Source organism: Amycolatopsis sp. NPDC054798 (assembly GCF_053611505.1).
On the sequence record NZ_JBSHAM010000004.1, the window covers coordinates 113,578 to 130,193 of the forward strand.

Sequence of the window (16,616 nt, forward strand, 5' to 3'; positions counted from 1 at the left end):
GAAGGGAACCTTCACGGACTCTGATTCCCTCAGGGTTCCCCTCACGGACTTCGGCCGGGCAACGAAAAGGGCCGGTACCCAGCGGTACCGGCCCTTTCCCGTAAATCAGCGATCCGCGACCGCGGCTTCCGCGGCCTCCATCCATTCCCGCCACTGAGCGGCCTGCTCGTCGGCCTTCTTCGCGCGCCGCTCGTCCCCGGCGGCGCGGGCCTTGGCGGCCTGCGATTCGAACTGCTCGACCCGCTCCCGGAACTGCGCGGCGCGCGCCTGCGCCTCCGGGTCGGTGCGGCGCCAGCGGCTGTCCTCGGCCGACTTCACCGCGTCCTGCACCGCCTTGAGCCGTCCGTCCAGTTCGCGGATGCGTTCGCGCGGGACCTTGCCGATCTCGTCCCACTGCTCCTGGATCCGGCGCAGCGCCGACTTGGCCGCCTCGAGATTGGCCGCCACGTCGATCTTCTCGGCCTCGACCAGCAGTTCTTCCTTGCGCTGGGCGTTGCCGGCGAACTCCGCGTCGCGCTCGGAGAACACCGCCGAGCGGCGGGCGAAGAACGCGTCCTGCGCCGCGCGGAACCGCTGCCACAGTGCCTCGTCACTGTCCTTCGGGGCGCGCCCGGCGGCCTTCCACTCGGCCATCAGGTCCTTGTACCGGCCGGCGGTGGCTCCCCAGTCGTCCGAGTCGGAGATCGACTCGGCTTCCGCGATCAGCTCTTCCTTGCGCTGCTTCGCGCTCGCCCGCTGCTTGTCCAGTTCGGCGAAGTGCGAGCCGCGGCGGCGGTTGAACGCCTCGCGCGCCTTCGAGAACCGCTTCCACAGCTCGTCGTCGGTCTTGCGGTCGACGCCCTTGACCGTCTTCCACTCGTCGAGGATGGCGCGCAGCCGGTCGCCCGCGGCCTTCCACTGGGTGGACTCGGCGGCGATCTTCTCCGCCTCGTCGGCCAGCGCCTGCTTGCGCGCGACCGCGGCGGCACGGGCTTCCTCGCGTTCGTGCTTGACGTTGACCAGCGCCTTCTCCGCCAGCCCGATCACGTACTCGAGCCGCGCGGCGAGCGCCTTGAGGTCGCCGACCACCGCTGCTTCGCCGAGCCCGTCACGGATCTGGGTGGCGCTCGAAAGCGCGTGCTTCGGGTCGCCCGCTCCGGAGTTCAGCCGCGTTTCGAGCAGTTCGACCTCGGTGCGCACGTCGTCGAAGCGGCGCGCGTAGTGCAGCAGGCCCTCCTCGGGCGTGCCGGCCTGCCAGACCCCGACCTCGCGTTCGCCGTCGGCGGTGAAGACGTAAACGGTGCCTTCCCCGTCGACCCGGCCCCAGGTGGCGGGGGCGGGCTCGGCGGGCGGCACCGGAGGCGCGGCATGGCCGGCGCCCTGCGCGTGCGGCACCGGGTGCGGTGCCGGGGTGCCGGGGGACGTGTTCTCCTGGGCCATCGCAGGCTCCTTATCGCCTGTACGCCCGCGGCTGCGGGCGCCCCGCCGCGGAAGCGGGGCCGGGTTACGCTGTTGTCGTGCTCTGCCGGGGGCATGGGGCCCCAGCGGCATTCAAGCAGCTCAGCGCGCGCCGTGGTACTGGGTGAGCCGCCTGAAAGCGTTGATCCTACTTCTCCTTGACGCTCCGTGCCCGCGTCCCGTCCCGGCCGGGTACCGTTCACCGGCGTGATCAGCCCTGCTCAGCGGCCCCGGCCGGTGGCCGTCGTCGGCCCCACCGCCACCGGGAAGACAGCACTGGCCGTGGAACTCGCGCTGGCGCTGGACGGCGAGGTCGTGAACGCCGACGCGCTCCAGCTCTACCGGGGCATGGACATCGGCACCGCCAAGGCGACCCCGGAAGAACGCCGAGGGGTCCCGCACCACCTGCTGGACGTACTCGACGTGACCGAGACCGCGTCGGTCGCCGCCTATCAGCGTGACGCCCGCAGCACGATCGAGCGGATTCTCGACGCGGGCCGGGTTCCGGTGCTGACTGGCGGCTCCGGGCTTTACGTGCAAGCGGTTCTGGACGACCTCCGTTTCCCGGGCACCGACCCGGCGGTGCGCGCACGGCTCGACGAAGAGGCGGCCGCACTCGGCACCGCCGCGCTCTATACCCGGCTGGGGGAGCGCGATCCGGTCGCCGCGGCGGCGATCCTGCCCACGAACACCCGCCGGATCGTGCGCGCGCTGGAGGTCATCGAGATCACCGGCGAGCCGTTCTCGGCGAACCTCCCGAAACCGGGTCCGGCGCGCTGGGACACCGTGCTGATCGGGGTCGACCGCGAGGTCGCCGAACTGGACGAACGCGTCGACCTGCGGGTGGAGCGGATGTTCGAGGCCGGTCTCGTGGACGAGGTGCGCGCGTTGCTCGGCCGGGGTTTGCGGGACGGGAAAACCGCTTCGCGGGCGCTCGGCTACCAGCAGGTGCTCGCCGAACTGGACGGCGAAGGCGACTTCGCGGCGGCAGCCGCAGCGACCGCACAGGCCACGCGGCGGTTCGTGCGGCGGCAGCGTTCGTGGTTCCGCCGGGACAAGCGGATCCAGTGGTTCGACGGCGGATCGGCGGACCTGGCCGCGCGGGTCCTCGCCGTGCTCGACCAGTAACCTGGACGCATGGGCGGCATCGAATTCCTCAAGGGCCACGGCACGCAGAACGACTTCGTGCTGCTGCCTGACGCGGCTGGCCGCCTGGACCTCACGGCGGAGCGGGTCGCGGCGTTGTGCGACCGGCAGCGGGGCATCGGCGCGGACGGCGTGCTGCGTGTCGTGCGTTCGAAGGCCATCGGCGAAGAGTCGGCCGGCGAATGGTTCATGGACTACCGCAACGCGGACGGTTCGATCGCCGAGATGTGCGGCAACGGCACCCGCGTTTTCGCGCGCTACCTGGTCGACGCCGGCCTGGAGCCGGACGGCGAGTTCGTCATCGGAACCCGCGCGGGCGACCGGCCGATCGTCGTGCACCCGGACCGTTCGGTCACCGTCCAGATGGGCCCGGCGGCGATCACCGGCACGTCGGTCACCGTGGTGGCCGGGGAGCCGTTCTCCGGGGTCGCGGTGAACGTCGGCAACCCGCACCTGGTGTCGGTCACCGACACCGACATCGCCGGTCTCGACCTGCGCGACCAGCCGGTTTTCGACCACGACGTGTTCCCGGACGGCGTCAACCTGGAGTTCGTCAACGTGCTCGGCGAGGGCGCGCTGCGGATGCGCGTCCACGAGCGCGGCGTGGGGGAGACGCGCGCCTGCGGCACCGGCACGGTCGCTGCGGTGGCCGCCGCGCTGCATCTCTCCGGCAAGGACACCGGCGAGTCCACAGTGGACATCCCGGGCGGCCGGGTGTCGGTCACGATCGGACGCGGCGAATCGACGCTGTCCGGACCGGCCGAGATCGTGGCCCGCGGCGAGCTGGACGAAGCCTGGTGGCTCGCCGCGGGCGCTTGATCAGCTGATCTTCACCGCCACCGCGAGTTCGCCTTCCCGGGTGGCCACGGTGTTCACCACACCGGCGATCCGCACGTCCTCGGCGATTCCGGCGAAGCCTTCGAGCACGTCCTCCGGAGCGGTGATCGACAGCGTCTCGACGGCGGTCCGCATGGACACCTTCGCGTCGCTCTTGGCCCTTCGCACGGCAGCGATCACCGAACCGGCTAGCGGCAGCAACGTGGCGTCGCCGTCGCTGTCCTGCGCGGTCGGCCAGGACGCTTGGTGCACGGAGCCTTCCTGCCACCACGACCAGATCTCTTCGGCGGCGAAGGGCAGCACCGGCGCGAACATCCGCACCAACGCGGACAGCACCGTCCGCAGCGCCACCTGGGCCGATTCGGCTGCCTCCGAGCCGAGGTCGCCGTACGCGCGGCCCTTCACCAGTTCCACGTAGTCGTCGCAGAACGTCCAGAAGAACGTCTCGGTCACCTGCAACGCACGCGCCTGGTCGAGCGCTTCGAACGCGGCTGTCGCTTCCTCGATCACCTTCGCCAGCGCGGCGAGCACAGACCGGTCCAACGGCTCCGTCGCGACCGCCTCTGCCCCCGGAATCCCGAGGCCGAGCACGAACCGGCTCACGTTCAACAGCTTCGTCGCCAGCCGTCGCCCGACCTTCATCTGGCCTTCGTCGACCGCCGTGTCCACGCCCGGCCGCGCGCTCGCCGCCCAGTAGCGCACCGCGTCGGAACCGTGCCGTTCCAGCAGATCCGCCGGGGTGACGACGTTGCCGACCGACTTCGACATCTTCTTGCGGTCCGGGTCGAGCACCCAGCCGGAGATCACCGCGTCCCGCCACGGCAGCACGCCTTCCTCCAGTTCGGCGCGGACCGCGGTGGAGAACAGCCAGGTGCGGATGATCTCGTGCGCCTGCGGCCGCAGCGAGAACGGGAACACGCGACGGAACAGGTCGTCGTCGATGCTCCAGCGCCCGGCGATCTGCGGCGTCAGCGACGATGTCGCCCAGGTGTCCATCACGTCCGCCTCCGCGACGAACCCGCCCGGCACGCCGCGCTGCTGCTCGGTGTAGCCCGGCGGAACGTCCGTGCTCGGGTCCACCGGCAGGCTCGCGTCCTCGGGCGTCAGCACGGCGTCGTGGTCCGGCTCGCCGTCGGCGTCCAGCGGGTACCAGACCGGGATCGGCACGCCGAAAAACCGCTGGCGGCTGATCAGCCAGTCGCTGGTCAGGCCTTCGACCCAGCTGCGATAGCGCACCTGCATGTGCGGCGGGACCCAGTTCAGCTCCTCGCCGCGCTCCAGCAGCTTCGCGCGCAGGACGTCGTCGCGGCCGCCGTTGCGCAGGTACCACTGGCGGCTGGTGACGATCTCGAGCGGCTTGTCGCCTTTTTCGTAGAACTTCACCGGATGCGTGATCGGCCTCGGCTCGCCGCGCAGCGCGCCCGACTCCCGCAGGAGGTCCACCAGGATCTGGCGTCCTGTGTGGACAGTCTTGCCCGCCAGCGGCTCGTACGCCTCTGTCGGCACCCCGTGCGGCGGTTCGGCGCGGAACCGGCCGTCGCGACCCAGCACGGGACGCGTTTCAAGCTGCAACGCCCGCCACCAGGTGACGTCCGTCGTGTCGCCGAAGGTGCACACCATCGCGATGCCGGTGCCCTTTTCCGGATCCGCGAGGTGGTGCGCGTGCACCGGAACCTCGACGCCGAACACCGGGGTGCGCACGGTCTTCCCGAAAAGGCCTTGGTAGCGCTCGTCATCCGGATGCGCGACGAGCGCGACACACGCGGGCAGCAACTCGGGACGCGTAGTCGAGATCAGCACTTCAGCGCCGTCGTCGGCGGTGAACACGAGATCGTGATACGCGCCCGGACGCTCGCGGTCTTCCAGTTCGGCCTGCGCGACAGCGGTGCGGAAGGTGACGTCCCACAGCGTCGGGGCTTCGGATTGGTACGCCTCGCCGCGCGCGAGGTTGCGCAGAAACGCGCGCTGCGAGATCTCCGTGGTCGCTGGGTCGATCGTCTGGTAGGCCAGCGTCCAGTCCACCGAAAGCCCGATGCTCCGCCAGACCTCTTCGAACACCTTCTCGTCGGTTTCGGTCAACTGGCGGCACAGCTCCACGAAATTGCGCCGGGACACCGGAATCGCGTTCTTGCCGGGCTTCTCCGGCGGAGTGAAGGACGGGTCGTAGGGCAGAGACGGCTCGCAGCGCACGCCGAAATGGTTCTGCACGCGGCGTTCGGTGGGCAGGCCGTTGTCGTCCCAGCCGACCGGATAGAACACCGAACGCCCGCGCATCCGTTGGTAGCGCGCGAGAACGTCGGTGTGCGTATAGGAGAAGACGTGCCCGATGTGCAGCGAACCGCTCGCGGTCAGCGGCGGCGTGTCGATCGAGTAGACGTCCGGGCGCGCGCGGTCGAACCGGTATACGCCTTCGCGTTCCCACACCGGTACCCATTTGGCGGTCAAGCCGTCGACGCCGGCTTTGTGCGGGATCTTCTCGTTCATGCCCGCACTTTACGGGGCGGGTACAACGATTTCCGCGCTCGTCGGAAGGTCCCGCATGCGCCGCAGCGGCGAGCAGATCACCCACAGCGCGCCCGCGACCGCCCCGGCCGTCCCGATCCACAGCGCTCCGGCGAGCCCCAGCCATTCGCCGAGCACGCCGCCGAGCAGCCCGCCGAGCGGAAGGGCGCCCCAGACGACGAACCGGACGCTCGCGTTCATCCGCCCGAGCAGCCGGTCCGGCGTGATCGCCTGGCGGTAGGAGACCTGCGCGATGTTGTAGAGGATCACGCCGAACCCGAACAGGGCCAGTCCCAGCCCGGCGAGCGCGGTCCGCCAGCCCGGTCCGGCGAACAGGACCAGCACTCCGCCCGGCCACAGCAGCACCGGGATCAGCCAGATCGACCGGGCCTGGCCGAGCTTCCGGATGAGCGGCCCGGCGCACAGCGCGGCCGCGATGCCGCCGACGCCGCTCGTCGCGAGCAGCCCGCCGACCTCGGCCGCGTTGAGTCCGGCGGTGCGGGTCAGGAACAGCACCTCGACGGCCTGCACCACGCCGGCGAAAAGGTTTGCCGTGGCGGTGCAGGCGACGATCGCGCGCAGCGGCCGGTCGGAGAGGACGAACCGCAGGCCTTCCAGCATCTGCGGCACCAGCCGGTCCTGTCCAGCGCGTTCCGGACGGGTTTCGACGGTGCGGATGCGCCACAGGCACAGCGCGGACGCGAGGTAGCCGAGCCCGGTGACCAGGACCGTGCTGGCCGCCCCGAGGAATTGCACGAGCACGCCCGCGACACTCGGGCCGGCGATCTGCGCCGACGACTGCACGCCCTGCAGCTTCGCGTTGCCCTCCAGCAGCTTTTCGCGGCCGACCAGCGCGGGCAGATACGCCTGGTAGGAGACGTCGAAGAAGACCGTCGCGAAGCCGACGAGCAGCACGACCGCCAGCACCTGCGCCATGGTGAGCACGCCGGCCCACCACGCGAGCGGGATGCTGAGCAGCAGCGCGCCTCGCACCAGGTCGGCGGCGAGCATGAGCGGCCGTTTGCGCATCCGGTCCACCCAGACGCCCGCGGGCAGGCCGATGACCAGGAAGCCGAGGGTCTCGGCCATGGTCAGCAGGCCCATCTCCAACGGGGTGGCGGCCAGCGTGACGGCGGCGAGCAGCGGAATGGCCGTGATCCCGACGAACATCCCCAGCTGGCTCGCCGTGTCCCCGGCCCACAGCCTGCGGAAATCGGCGTGGAAGAAGAGCGAGTCGCGACGCACCCGATCGAGTGTCGTCGAGTGATTGGAAAGAGTCAATCACTTTGTTTAGGCTGTGCGGATGCCGTGGCACCGACGTCCCTCCACCGAAGCCGAGGCAGCCGCGCTCGCGTCCGGAATACGGCTGCGCATCATCCGGTTGACCTCTTTCGAGGCGATGACGAACAAGGAGCTCGCGGCGCGGCTGCACCGCGACCCGGCGACCACGCTGCACCACGTGCGGCGCCTGGTGGACACCGGTTTTCTTGTTCCGCAGGAACCGCGCCGCGGAGCGCGCGGGGCGAAGGAGATCCCGTACCTGTCGACCGGGCTTTCCTGGCAGCTGGACAACGACGGCACGGACGCCGTCGCGGTCAACGAGGCCATGCTCGAGGCGTATCTGGCCGAAATGGCCGAGGCGGACCTGGCCGAGACGGAGACGACGCGACTCGTGGTCCAGGTGGGCGAGGAGGACGTCGCGGAGTTCAAGCGGCGGCTCGAAGAACTGCTCGAAGACTTCAAGGCCCGGCCTCGCGATCCGGCCTCGGAACGCACGGCTTTGTACATCTCGGTTTATCCCAGCAGGTAATCCGTTCGGTTCCCGCGCCGAAACGTGGGACCATGGAGGCACGATGACAGAACAGACACACGAAGACTTTTACGACGACAACGACCCCTACGACCCCTCGGTCGGGGAGATGGAGCTCGAGGACCGCGCGTCATTGCGCCGGGTCGCGGGCCTCTCCACCGAGCTCGAGGACATCACCGAGGTCGAGTACCGGCAGCTGCGGCTGGAGCGCGTTGTGCTGGTCGGCGTGTGGACTGAAGGCACCGCCCAGCAGTCCGAGGCGTCGCTGGCCGAACTGGCGCGACTGGCCGAAACGGCGGGCTCGGAGGTGCTCGAAGGCCTCGTCCAGCGGCGGCAGAAGCCCGATCCGGCGACCTACGTCGGGTCCGGCAAGGTGCGCGAGCTGCGCGACGTGGTCGTGGCGACCGGAGCCGACACGGTGATCTGCGACGGCGAGCTTTCGCCCGGCCAGCTGCGCCAGCTGGAGGAGAAGGTCAAGGTCAAGGTGATCGACCGGACCGCCCTGATCCTCGACATCTTCGCCCAGCACGCCCGCTCCAAGGAGGGCAAGGCGCAGGTCGAGCTGGCCCAGCTGCAGTACCTCGTCCCGCGGCTGCGCGGGTGGGGTTCGGCGCTGTCCCGGCAGGCAGGCGGCCGCGCGGGCGGCGCGAACGGCGGCGTGGGCCTGCGCGGGCCTGGTGAAACGAAGCTGGAGACGGACCGGCGGCGGATCAGCAAGCGCGTGGCGAAGCTGCGCCGGGAGATCGCCGCGATGGACACCATCCGCGAGACCAAACGCGGCAAGCGCGTGGCCAACGAGGTGCCGAGCGTGGCGATCGTCGGCTACACCAACGCCGGCAAGTCGAGCCTGCTCAACGCACTGACCGGGGCCGGGGTCCTGGTGGAGGACGCGCTGTTCGCCACCCTGGACCCGACCACGCGCCGGGCGCAGACGGCAGACGGGCGCACGTTCACGTTGACCGACACCGTCGGGTTCGTGCGGCACCTGCCGCACCAGCTGGTGGACGCGTTCCGCTCGACGCTGGAGGAGGCGGCCGACGCCGATCTGCTCCTGCACGTCGTGGACGGTTCCGACGCGGCTCCGGAGGACCAGGTCAACGCGGTCCGCGAGGTGCTCGCCGAGATCACCCGCAGCCGCAAGGAGCCGCTCCCGCCGGAGCTGCTGGTGATCAACAAGGCCGACGCCGCCGACGACGTCACCCTGGCCAGGCTGCGGCACGCGCTGCCCGGTTCGGTGCAGATCTCCGCACGCACCGGTTCGGGCGTGGCCGACCTCGCCGAGGTGCTGGCCGAGCGGCTGCCGCGGGCGGAGACGGTGATCGACGTGCTGGTTCCGTACTCGCGGGGCGAACTCGTGTCGCGGGCGCACGCGGAGGGCGAGGTGCTGGAAGAGGAGCACGTCGCCGACGGCACGCGCCTGCAGGTGCGGGTCCGGCCGGACCTCGCCGCGGCTCTGCGGGCGTTCGAGACCAACGCCTCGGCGCTCTGAACGTCTTCCGTAGTGCACGGGCCCAGCGGGCCGTGCACTACGGAGGTGAACTGGTGCGGGTCGTCCTGGCACTGACAGCTGTCCTGATGCTCGCGGGCGCTGTCCCGGCCGCGGCGGCTCCGCCTGCCCCGGAAACGCTGTGCCGGGTCGCGGACAAGCGGCTCAACGAGCTGTCCGGCCTGGTTTCCGACGGCGAGCATTGGTACGCCATCAACGACGGCGGCACCAAAGTGCAGGTTTTCGTCCTGGACCGGAAATGCCAGGTGCAGGACGTTCTGACCGACCCGATGGACCCGTACGACGTCGAAGACCTCGCTCGCGGCAAAGACGGCACTTTGTGGCTCTCGGACACCGGCGACAACCGCGCCAAGCGCGAAACGGTTGCCTTGCTGGAGCTGAAACCGGGCGGCGGCGCGGCAGTCGTGCACCGGCTGACCTATCCGGACGGCCCGCACGACACCGAAGCCTTGGTCCTGGACCAGTCCGGCACGCCGTTCCTGGTCACCAAAGACCTGCTGGGCACTTCCAAGGTCTACAAGCCTTCGGCTCCGCTGGCCGCTCCCGGCCCGACGAAACTGGAGCAGGTCGGCACCCTGCGAGTCCAGAGCACCGACACTCCCGGCGGTCCGGTCGGCTCGTTCGGTTCGGCGCTGATCACCGGAGGCGCGAGCAGCGCGGACGGCAAAGTCATCGCCCTGCGCACCTACACGGACGCGTATCTGTACGCGGCCCCGGACGGCGACGTGGCGGCAGCTCTGCAACGCGAACCTGTCCGGATTCCGCTGCCGAACGAGAAACAGGGCGAAGCCATTGCTTTCGAACCGGACGGCACGCTGTTGTCCGCGAGCGAAGGCGTCGGCGAACCGGTGCGGGCGATCAAGAACGCCACGGCTTTGGTCACACCGAAAGCACCCGCGCCGAAACCCGGCGGTGCCGCCGCTCAACCTGCCGAGCAAGACTCCGGCGGTTTCCCGATCGTCCTCGCTGCCGCCGTGGCCGCGGTCGTCGTTCTCGCCGCCTGGTTCCTGCTGTCCAGGAAACGCCGTCGCTCCTGACTTGGCTCGCACCCGCAAGCGCGTCGGAACCGACTGCTGAGCCCGCTTGCTCGCGCTGGAGGCCATGACCGGCTGCTGCCGTCTGGCGAACACATCGCGATGCGCGGGCCAGAACTCGTGGGTGGCGACGCCGGTTCTCACCGGCATCGCCACTCTCTCGCGAGACGCGGCGGCAGAGCCAGCTAGTCAGAGGCGGCGGAGTACCGCCACCACCTTGCCCAGAATCGACGCGTCGTCGCCGGGAATGGGCTCGTACGCGTCGTTGTGCGGCATCAGCCACACGTGCCCGTCCTTGCGCTTGAACGTCTTCACCGTGGCCTCGCCGTCGATCATCGCGGCGACGATGTCCCCGTTCTCCGCGGCGGGCTGCTGCCGGACGACGACCCAGTCGCCGTCCGTGATGGCAGCGTCGACCATCGAATCGCCGGTGACGCTCAGCAGGAACAGCTCGCCCTCGCCGACGATTTCGCGCGGCAGCGGGAAGACGTCCTCGACGGCTTGTTCGGCGAGCACCGGACCGCCCGCCGCGATCCGGCCGACCAGCGGCACGTACGCCGCCTTCGGCACGGACGGCTGCTGGTCCATCTCGATGCCCATGGGGTTGTCGTCGGTGGACGCGAGCACGCCCACCGCACGCGGCCGGTTGGCGTCGCGGCGCAGGTAGCCCTTGCGCTGCAGCGCGCGCAGCTGGTGCGACACCGACGACGTGGACGTGAGCCCCACCGCCTCGCCGATCTCGCGCACGCTCGGCGGGTAGCCGAAGCGGCTCACCCACGTGCGGATGACGTCGAGCACTTGCTGCTGGCGGACGGTCAGCGTCTCGTCCACGTCATACACCTCGGGCATGGCGCTCACCTTCCCCGTGCTCTCGTGGCCGGATTCGCGCGCGGATTGTGCGGACGCCTTGCCTCGCGAGGCCGTCTTGGCCCCTTTCGCCGCGGTGCCCTTCACCGTGTCCTTCTCCAACGCTGCGTCGCCTCCAGCCGTCCCGCGGTCGCCGTGTCGGCGTCCCGCGCGTATCCGCGTGCGCCGGTCCCGGGGCCGCGTTTTCCGCGACCGCCCGTCCGGCGGCACCCGCCGGAGCCGGTCCGGCAGATGTCCTGGTCATCGACGTTAGTCACCGCGCGCGACTATTTCAAACATCTGTTCGATCGACACGCCGTGTCCTCTCGATTTTGTCGGTGCGGGGTGGTAGACCTTCGCACGGACGTTCGATAGAACGCCTGTTCGATCTGGACCGCTGCGGCGCAGGTGAACGGCCCGGACCGGACGGATCCGCAGGTCACGAGGAGGTTCCGTCATGTCGATCCTGGCAGATCGCGGGCTCGTCCGCCCGCTTCGGCCCGTCCCCGCCGGCCGCCCCGCCGAGGGCGGCGCCGCGTCGGAAGAGGCGATCCCGGTCCGGAGGAAACCCGGGTCCGGGGGCCCGGCGCGCCGGTCGCGGCGGCGGGCGGAGCGTGTGGACGCCACCCGAAAGGATGGTGTTCCGGAGGAGGCCGGGGCTGGATCCGGCGCTGATCCGGGCTCGGCGGGCGGGTCCGGAGAGGTGGTGGAGCTTTGCGGCCGGGCTGGGGCCCGGCGCGGTGCTGGCGTGGGTTCCGGCGAGGCGGCTGCTCGGCGCGATGGCGGGGGTGCCGGTGCGGGCGAGGGTGCTGGGCTGCGCTCTGCTGTCGCTGTCCGGAGCGCCGGGCGGGATGAGCGGGAAGTGGCGGGCGAGGCCGACGAGTTCCGCTCCGCCGCTGCCTTCCGGTCTGCTGGGCGAAGCGTGAGGGAGGTGGCGAGTGAGGCCGCTGAACTTCGCTCCGGCACTGCTGTCCGGTCTGCTGGGCAGGGGGCGGGGGAGATGATGGGCGAGGTTGCCGAACTGCGTTCCGCCGCTGCCGTCCGGTCTGCTGGGCGGGGCGCGCGGCAGGTCGCGGGCGAGGCCGCTGAACTTCGCTCCGGCACTGCTGGGCGGGGCGTGCGACAGGCGGCGGGCGAGGCGGCCGAATTCCGCTCCGGCACTGCTCTCCGGTCCGCTGAGCGAAGCGTGCGGGAGGTGGCAGGCGAGGTCGCCGAGTTCCGCTCTGCCACCGCCCTCCGGTCCACCGAACGAGCCGGATTCCAGACGTCCGCCCCCTCTGCCGTCGAAACCGAAGAAGCCCCGGCCCGCGAGGCCCGTCGCCGTGCCGTCCGGCACATCCCCGCCGCGGTCCCGGCCAACCCGGGTCGCACCGCGCGCGAGCGGCGCGGCGAGCCGGTGCGGCCGCCGTCCCGGGCGCGGGTCGTCGCCGGACAGCGCGGCGGCGTGGCCTGCCGGACCTCGGCGCGGCCGTCGGTGCGGTGGCCGTGGCTGTTCGCGATCGCCTTCGCGGCCTGCGTCATCGTCACCGGCCTCGGCGTGTTCGGTTCGGGAGTCTCCAGCGGCCCGGTGCCGTCGCGGACCGCGTCCGTTTCCGTGCAGCCGGGCGATTCGCTAGGGGCGCTCGCCGCCCGGTTCGCGCCCAACGCCGACCAGAGCGCGGTCGTCGAGCGCATCAAGGAACTCAACAACCTCGACGACACCGCGCTGCTGCCCGGCATGCCGCTCACCGTGCCGGTCGCCTGGCCGGGCAACGGTCAGGGAGGCGGCCAGGGCAACGGTCAGGGCGGGGAAACGGGCACGGCTGGTTCATGACTTTCGGAAACCACCCGGTCGCATCTTGCGCAACCGCTCTTTCACCCTCTCGGGTTCCTTGCGCCCGCTCCGGTGGCGATCTAAGGTCTACCCCTATATCTAGTAGTTACACCGCTGTAGTTGGTCCACAGGTAGGGGTAGACTGGCGGCAGTTGTCCACAGCCGGCCGGCAGTTGCCCACCGGATGTCCACAGGTCGATCACCAGGCGCGGGGTCGCGCGCGGTGACCGCGGTCCAGGCCGTAGCGTGGCGGCAGGGGCCGGTTGGGACAGGAATCGACCGGCGCGGAGGGGAAGGTGATCGGCGGATGAGGTGCCCGTTCTGCCGGCATGCGGACTCTCGGGTCGTCGACTCCCGAGAGGTGGACGAGGGACAGGCGATCCGGCGGCGGCGTTCGTGCGCCGAGTGCGGACGACGTTTCACCACGTCGGAGACGATGGTGCTGGCCGTGGTCAAACGGTCCGGCGCCACCGAGCAGTTCAGCCGGGACAAGGTGGTCAACGGCGTGCGGCGGGCCTGCCAGGGCCGTCCGGTCGACGACGACGCGCTGCAGAAGCTCGCGCAGCGCGTGGAGGAGTCGATCCGGTCCGCCGGGCTGGCCGAGATCCCCAGCCACGAGGTCGGCCTCGCCATCCTCGGCCCGCTGCGGGAGCTGGACGGCGTCGCGTATCTCCGGTTCGCCAGCGTCTACCGCTCCTTCTCCTCGGTCGAGGACTTCGAGAAGGAGATCTCCGACCTGCGGAAAGCCATGGCGGGAACTGCGGAGGACCAGGAAGGCGAGCGCGCCGGCGACGACTGAGCCGTCACCGGGTCGCGGGGAGCGAGGGACAGGACCGCATGACCGAAACCGTGGGAACCGGCGCTGCGGCCGGACAGAACCAGAAGCCGAACAAGGGCCTCACCGTCCGGCGGGTCTTCACCACCGAGGGGAGCCACCCCTACGACGAGGTCGCGTGGGAGACCCGCGACGTCGTCATGACGAACTGGCGCGACGGCAGCGTCAACTTCGAGCAGCGCGGGGTCGAATTCCCCGAGTTCTGGTCGGTCAACGCCACCAACATCGTCACCAGCAAGTACTTCCGCGGCGCGGTCGGCAGCCCGCAGCGCGAGAGCAGCCTCAAGCAGCTCATCGACCGCGTGGTGCGCACCTACGTGAAGGCCGCCGCCGAGCACGACTACTTCGCCGGTCCGTCCGACCTCGAGATCTTCGAGCACGAGCTCACCTGGATGCTGCTGCACCAGGTCTTCAGCTTCAACTCCCCGGTGTGGTTCAACGTCGGCACGTCCTCGAAGCAGCAGGTGTCCGCCTGCTTCATCCTCGCCGTCGACGACACCATGGAGTCGATCCTCAACTGGTACCGCGAGGAAGGCCTGATCTTCAAGGGCGGTTCCGGAGCGGGCCTCAACCTCTCCCGCATCCGGTCCTCGAAGGAACTGCTCACCTCCGGCGGCACCGCGTCCGGCCCGGTCTCGTTCATGCGCGGAGCCGACGCGTCCGCGGGCACCATCAAATCCGGCGGAGCCACCCGGCGCGCGGCGAAGATGGTCGTGCTCGACGTCGACCACCCGGACATCGAGGAGTTCATCCAGACCAAGGCGCGCGAAGAGGAAAAGATCAAGGTCCTCCGCGACGCCGGGTTCGACATGGACCTCTCCGGCTCCGACATTTCCTCGGTGCAGTACCAGAACGCGAACAACTCGGTCCGCGTGTCCGACGAGTTCATGCACGCCGTCGAGAACGGCACGGACTTCGGCCTGCGCGCCCGGCTCACCGGCGAGGTCATCGACCGCACCGACGCGAAGAAGCTGTTCCGCAGCATGGCGCAGGCGGCGTGGGAATGCGCCGACCCCGGCGTCCAGTACGACAGCACGATCAACGACTGGCACACCTGCCCGGAATCGGGCCGGATCACCGCCTCCAACCCGTGCAGCGAGTACATGCACCTCGACAACTCGAGCTGCAACCTCGCGTCGCTCAACCTGCTGAAGTTCGTGTCGGACGAGGGCACGTTCGACGCGCCGCTGTTCGCGAAGGCCGTCGAGTTCGTCATCACCGCGATGGACATCTCGATCTGCTTCGCCGACTTCCCGACCGAGCCGATCGCCGACACCACGCGCAAGTTCCGCCAGCTCGGCATCGGTTACGCCAACCTCGGCGCGCTGCTGATGGCGCTGGGCCACGCGTACGACTCCGAGGGCGGCCGCGCGCTCGCCGCCGCGATCACGTCCCTGATGACCGGCGTGTCCTACCGTCGTTCGGCCGAGCTGGCCGGCGTCGTCGGACCGTACGAGGGCTACGCCCGCAACGCCGAGGCGCACCAGCGCGTCATGCGCAAGCACGCCGCGGCCAACGAGCTTGTCCGCACCTACCACAGCAACGACGCCGCGGTCCGCGCGCTCGCGTCGGAGGAGTGGCAGAAGGGCATCGAACTGGGCACCCGCAACGGCTGGCGCAACGCGCAGGCCTCGGTGCTCGCGCCCACCGGCACCATCGGCTTCATGATGGACTGCGACACCACGGGCATCGAGCCGGACTTCTCGCTGGTGAAGTTCAAGAAGCTCGTCGGCGGCGGGTCCATGCAGATCGTGAACCAGACCGTGCCGCGCGCTTTGCAGGTGCTGGGCTACCAGCCCGAGCAGGTCGAGGCGATCGTCGAATACGTCGCGCAGCACGGCCACGTGGTCGACGCGCCGGGCCTGCGTCCCGAGCACTACGAGGTGTTCGACTGCGCGGTCGGCGACCGGTCCATCGCGCCGATGGGCCACGTGCGGATGATGGCCGCGGTGCAGCCGTTCATCTCGGGCGCGATCTCGAAGACGGTCAACATGCCGGAGTCGGCGACCGTCGAGGACGTCGAGGAGATCTACTTCCAGGGCTGGAAACTCGGCCTCAAGGCCCTCGCGATCTACCGCGACAACTGCAAGGTCGGGCAGCCGCTGTCCACGGCGAAGAAGAAGGAAGCCGCGGTCGAGGCGGAGCCGGAGAAGGTCGTCGAGTACCGCCCGGTGCGCCGCCGCCTGCCGAAGAAGCGCCCGAGCCAGACGGTGTCGTTCACCGTCGGCGGCGCCGAGGGCTACCTGCACGCGGGCTCGTACCCGGACGACGGCCTCGGCGAGATCTTCGTGAAACTCGGCAAGCAGGGCTCCACGCTGTCCGGCGTGATGGACGCCTTCTCGATGTCGATCTCGGTCGGCCTGCAGCACGGCATCCCGCTCGAGTTCTACGTCTCGAAGTTCTCCAACCTGCGCTTCGAACCGGCAGGCATGACCGACGACCCGGACATCCGGATCGCCACGAGCGTCATGGACTACCTGTTCCGCCGCTTGGCGCTCGACTACCTGCCGTACGAAAAGCGGGCCCAGCTGGGCATTTTCACCGCGGACGAACGCTCGGCCGAGGTCGAGGCGAACTACGGCGGCCAGAACCTCGACATCGACGCCCTCCGCAGCAGCGTGGACGCGTCGCCCGTCCGAGCCGAAGAGTCCACAACGGACGCCTCGGCGCGCGACGCGCACAGCACGGCCGAGCTGATGGAACTGCACCTCGGCAAGGCCGCGGACGCACCGCTGTGCATGACCTGCGGCACGAAGATGCGGCCCGCCGGATCGTGCTACGCCTGCGAGGGCTGCGGGGCTACGTCCGGTTGCAGCTGATCGGTCCTTAGCGAGAAGCAGGTGAGAAGG

At 70.1% G+C, this 16,616-nt stretch carries 13 protein-coding genes; 9 read left to right on the forward strand and 4 right to left on the reverse strand.

Annotated elements, in window-relative coordinates; all coding sequences use genetic code 11:
• Positions 1-105: 105 nt before the first annotated feature.
• Positions 106-1,419, reverse strand: coding sequence for a DUF349 domain-containing protein (locus ACWGIC_RS04370; protein ID WP_452074469.1), 1,314 nt, complete (start codon positions 1,417-1,419; stop codon positions 106-108).
• Between the two features lie 225 nt (positions 1,420-1,644).
• Here ACWGIC_RS04370 and miaA point away from each other — a divergent pair, with 225 nt between their 5' ends.
• Positions 1,645-2,565: a tRNA (adenosine(37)-N6)-dimethylallyltransferase MiaA gene (gene miaA, locus ACWGIC_RS04375; RefSeq protein WP_452074470.1), complete on the forward strand. Its 921-nt coding sequence runs from the start codon at positions 1,645-1,647 to the stop codon at positions 2,563-2,565.
• Between the two features lie 9 nt (positions 2,566-2,574).
• Positions 2,575-3,402 (forward strand): diaminopimelate epimerase, encoded by an 828-nt coding sequence (gene dapF / locus ACWGIC_RS04380; protein WP_452074471.1) that lies wholly within the window; start codon positions 2,575-2,577, stop codon positions 3,400-3,402.
• Here the strand turns inward: dapF and valS are convergent, their stop codons facing one another.
• Positions 3,403-5,904, reverse strand: coding sequence for a valine--tRNA ligase (gene valS / locus ACWGIC_RS04385; protein ID WP_452074472.1), 2,502 nt, complete (start codon positions 5,902-5,904; stop codon positions 3,403-3,405).
• 9 nt (positions 5,905-5,913) lie between these two features.
• Positions 5,914-7,167, reverse strand: coding sequence for an MFS transporter (locus ACWGIC_RS04390; RefSeq protein WP_452074473.1), 1,254 nt, complete (start codon positions 7,165-7,167; stop codon positions 5,914-5,916).
• A gap of 58 nt (positions 7,168-7,225) precedes the next feature.
• Between ACWGIC_RS04390 and ACWGIC_RS04395 the strand changes: the two genes are divergently transcribed.
• The 3 genes from ACWGIC_RS04395 to ACWGIC_RS04405 are packed head-to-tail and all read left to right on the forward strand — an operon-like array spanning position 7,226 to position 10,276.
• Positions 7,226-7,732: an ArsR/SmtB family transcription factor gene (locus ACWGIC_RS04395; protein ID WP_452074474.1), complete on the forward strand. Its 507-nt coding sequence runs from the start codon at positions 7,226-7,228 to the stop codon at positions 7,730-7,732.
• Between the two features lie 43 nt (positions 7,733-7,775).
• Positions 7,776-9,221, forward strand: coding sequence for a GTPase HflX (gene hflX / locus ACWGIC_RS04400; protein WP_452074475.1), 1,446 nt, complete (start codon positions 7,776-7,778; stop codon positions 9,219-9,221).
• 53 nt (positions 9,222-9,274) lie between these two features.
• Positions 9,275-10,276: a hypothetical protein gene (locus tag ACWGIC_RS04405; protein WP_452074476.1), complete on the forward strand. Its 1,002-nt coding sequence runs from the start codon at positions 9,275-9,277 to the stop codon at positions 10,274-10,276.
• A gap of 186 nt (positions 10,277-10,462) precedes the next feature.
• Here ACWGIC_RS04405 and lexA read toward each other — a convergent pair whose 3' ends face one another.
• Positions 10,463-11,122, reverse strand: a complete 660-nt coding sequence (lexA, locus tag ACWGIC_RS04410) for a transcriptional repressor LexA (protein WP_067593639.1) — start codon at positions 11,120-11,122, stop codon at positions 10,463-10,465.
• Positions 11,123-11,754: 632 nt separating this feature from the next.
• Between lexA and ACWGIC_RS04415 the strand changes: the two genes are divergently transcribed.
• From ACWGIC_RS04415 to ACWGIC_RS04430, 4 genes are all read left to right on the forward strand, one after another.
• Positions 11,755-12,045 (forward strand): hypothetical protein, encoded by a 291-nt coding sequence (locus ACWGIC_RS04415; RefSeq protein ID WP_452074477.1) that lies wholly within the window; start codon positions 11,755-11,757, stop codon positions 12,043-12,045.
• A 74-nt stretch (positions 12,046-12,119) separates the two neighbouring features.
• Positions 12,120-12,932 (forward strand): LysM peptidoglycan-binding domain-containing protein, encoded by an 813-nt coding sequence (locus ACWGIC_RS04420; protein ID WP_452074478.1) that lies wholly within the window; start codon positions 12,120-12,122, stop codon positions 12,930-12,932.
• 307 nt (positions 12,933-13,239) lie between these two features.
• The gene (gene nrdR, locus ACWGIC_RS04425) at positions 13,240-13,731 is read left to right on the forward strand and encodes a transcriptional regulator NrdR (RefSeq protein WP_037809784.1); all 492 of its coding nucleotides are present in this window, start codon (positions 13,240-13,242) and stop codon (positions 13,729-13,731) included.
• Positions 13,732-13,769: 38 nt separating this feature from the next.
• Positions 13,770-16,586 carry a vitamin B12-dependent ribonucleotide reductase gene (locus ACWGIC_RS04430; RefSeq protein ID WP_452074479.1) on the forward strand — a complete coding sequence of 939 codons (2,817 nt, stop codon included), beginning with the start codon at positions 13,770-13,772 and terminating at the stop codon, positions 16,584-16,586.
• Positions 16,587-16,616 lie beyond the last annotated feature (30 nt).